At 72.0% G+C, this 2180-nt stretch carries 1 protein-coding gene and 2 pseudogenes; 1 reads left to right on the forward strand and 2 read right to left on the reverse strand.

Annotated elements, in window-relative coordinates; translation table 11 throughout:
• Both DQW06_RS25330 and DQW06_RS25335 read right to left on the reverse strand, forming a co-directional pair.
• Window positions 1-215: pseudogene (locus DQW06_RS25330) on the reverse strand (hypothetical protein); the annotation flags it as partial.
• A gap of 271 nt (window positions 216-486) precedes the next feature.
• On the reverse strand, window positions 487-1041 hold the full coding sequence (locus DQW06_RS25335) for a gamma carbonic anhydrase family protein (protein ID WP_013156469.1): 555 nt from the start codon (window positions 1039-1041) through the stop codon (window positions 487-489).
• Between the two features lie 397 nt (window positions 1042-1438).
• Here DQW06_RS25335 and DQW06_RS25340 point away from each other — a divergent pair.
• A pseudogene (locus DQW06_RS25340) lies at window positions 1439-2180 on the forward strand (cell division protein DivIVA); the annotation flags it as partial.

Raw genomic sequence — 2180 nt, forward strand, 5'->3', positions numbered from 1 at the left:
GGTCCGGACCCGCCGCGGGGAAGGGGGCCGCCGGGACGGGCCGCTTCGGCGGGGACCGCGGGCGTCCCGGACAGCCCGAGCACCCGGTCGATCTCCTCGGGGCTGAGCGGGCGGTCGGCGTCGGCCACCGCGATGAGCACCTCGGCGTACAGTTCGATCTCGTCCAGCGCGACGTGGTCGTGGAGGTGGTCGTGCAGGTCGAGGCTGTGGTTCACGTGAGCTCACCCCCTGAGACAACGGTGTCGCGGCAGGACGGGACACCCCGCGCCGGAGTGCCGTGGGTACGGGTGCGACGGATCCGGACCCACGCGGACGTGAGGAGTACCAGGCTACGCGCAGGGCGGGCCGGTGCGCATGACCCGTGAGGACCAGGCGGCGGAGTCACCCGGGTTAGCCAGGAGGGGGCCCCACCTGGGCGGGCGCGGTGCTTTCGGGCCACCGCGCCGGGTGCCCCGGGCACGACTTTCGTCCCCACCCGGCGTGGCGCTAGGCCCAGGTGACGTCCTGGTGCTGGGCGGCGAGCGCCGCGTAGTGGGCCGGAGTGTGCTGGAGCACCAGCCGGTCGTTGTCGTTGAGCTCACGCACCACCTTGCCGGGCACCCCCGCCCACAGCGTGTCCGGCGGGACGGTCTTGCCCGGCGGCACGAGGGAGCCCGCCGCGACCAGGGCGCCCCGGCCGACGCGGGCGCCGCCCAGCACGATGGCGCCGATGCCGATGAGCGCGCCCTCCTCCACGACCGCGCCGTGCACCATCGCCTTGTGGCCAAGGCTCACGTCGTCGTGCAGGATCACGGGCTCACCGGGATCGGAGTGCAGGCCGCACTGGTCCTGGATGTTGACCCGGTCACCGACGACGACGTCCTCGGTGTCGGCGCGCAGCACCGACCCGTACCACACGCTGCTCCGGGCGCCCAGGCGCACGCGGCCGACCACCACCGCGCCGGGCGCGATCCACGCGCTCGGGTGGACCTCCGGTCGTCCGAAGTCCGCTCCGCCCACGCGGGGCCCCGCGGGCCCGCCTTCCGTGCGGCCGTTGTCCATCTCGTGGCCCTCCCTGCGTCTCGTACCGCCGTGTCCGTCTCCCCCGGGAGGGGGCGGATCAGCGGGAAGTTGACCGCTCTGCCCCCGTACGGGGATGATCGCGCATACCTTAGTAAGAACGTGACCGGGGTCCGCACGGCGATGTCCGGTCGGGGATCTTGACGCGGCCGCGCCGCGCGTGTCTACCTTGGTCGCCTGGACGGTGTCCACGGCGTTACGCTCCGCTCCCGACCGGTGCCCCCAGGCGGTCGAGCCGGTATGCAGAAAAGGGCACTATCGGGCGTATGTCGCTAACGAGACCGGTCAGGTGTCGTGGTGACAATGGGTACGGGTCAACTCGCACCTTCTGCGTCGTACAGTCACAACGGTGTAAGGACATGAAGGGCACATGAGCGATATGTTGCCGGGCGGCGGACTCCAGCAGGACAGGTTTCCGACGGTGCGCAAGGGCGGCTACGACAAGGCGCACGTCGACGACTACTTCGTGCGGACGGACAACCAGGTCAAGAGTCTGCGCGAGCGCCTCCAGCGGCTGGACGACGAGCTGGAGCAGTACAAGCGCGACCTCGCCATCGCCCGCGAGAAGGCGCAGGTCAAGCCGGAGCACGAGCAGATCAGCGAGCGCATGGCCGAGATCCTGCGCATCGCCGAGGAGGAGGCCCAGGAGCGCCGCTCCAAGGTCGAGTCCGAGGTGAAGGAGGCCGAGAAGAAGGCCCAGGACGAGATCGCCAAGTACCGCAAGGACGCCGAGGAGCACGCCGAGCGGATCCTGTCCTCCGCGCGCTCGGAGGCCCACTCGATGGTCGACAGCGCCAAGAAGGAGTCCGACCAGCTCCGGGAACAGGCCAAGCAGGAGGGCGAGCGCCGCCTGAACGAGGCCGAGGCGCGCGCGAAGAAGATCCACGACACCGCGGACCGCAGGCTCGCCACCCTCACCGCCACGCACGCCGAGGCGCTGCGCCGCCTCAAGGACATGCACTCGACCCTGGCCGACCTGGTCGCGGCCGAGGACAAGGCGGGCGCGCTGGAGAGCGGGCTCTCCCGCGACGAGGTGGCCGCCGCGTCCGCCCCGGCCAAGCCGGCCCCGGCCAAGCCCGCCGCGGCGGCCAAGGCCCCCGAGCGCGCCGCGGAGCCCTCCC

Origin of the sequence: Nocardiopsis sp. TNDT3 (genome assembly GCF_003427465.1) — a bacterium.
GTDB classification, from domain to species: Bacteria; Actinomycetota; Actinomycetes; order Streptosporangiales; family Streptosporangiaceae; genus Nocardiopsis; species Nocardiopsis dassonvillei.

Excerpts from the sequence above, each read along its gene's own strand:
- DQW06_RS25335 (WP_013156469.1), bottom strand. The coding sequence starts at position 1,041 with ATGGACAACGGCCGCACGGAAGGCGGGCCCGCGGGGCCCCGCGTGGGC.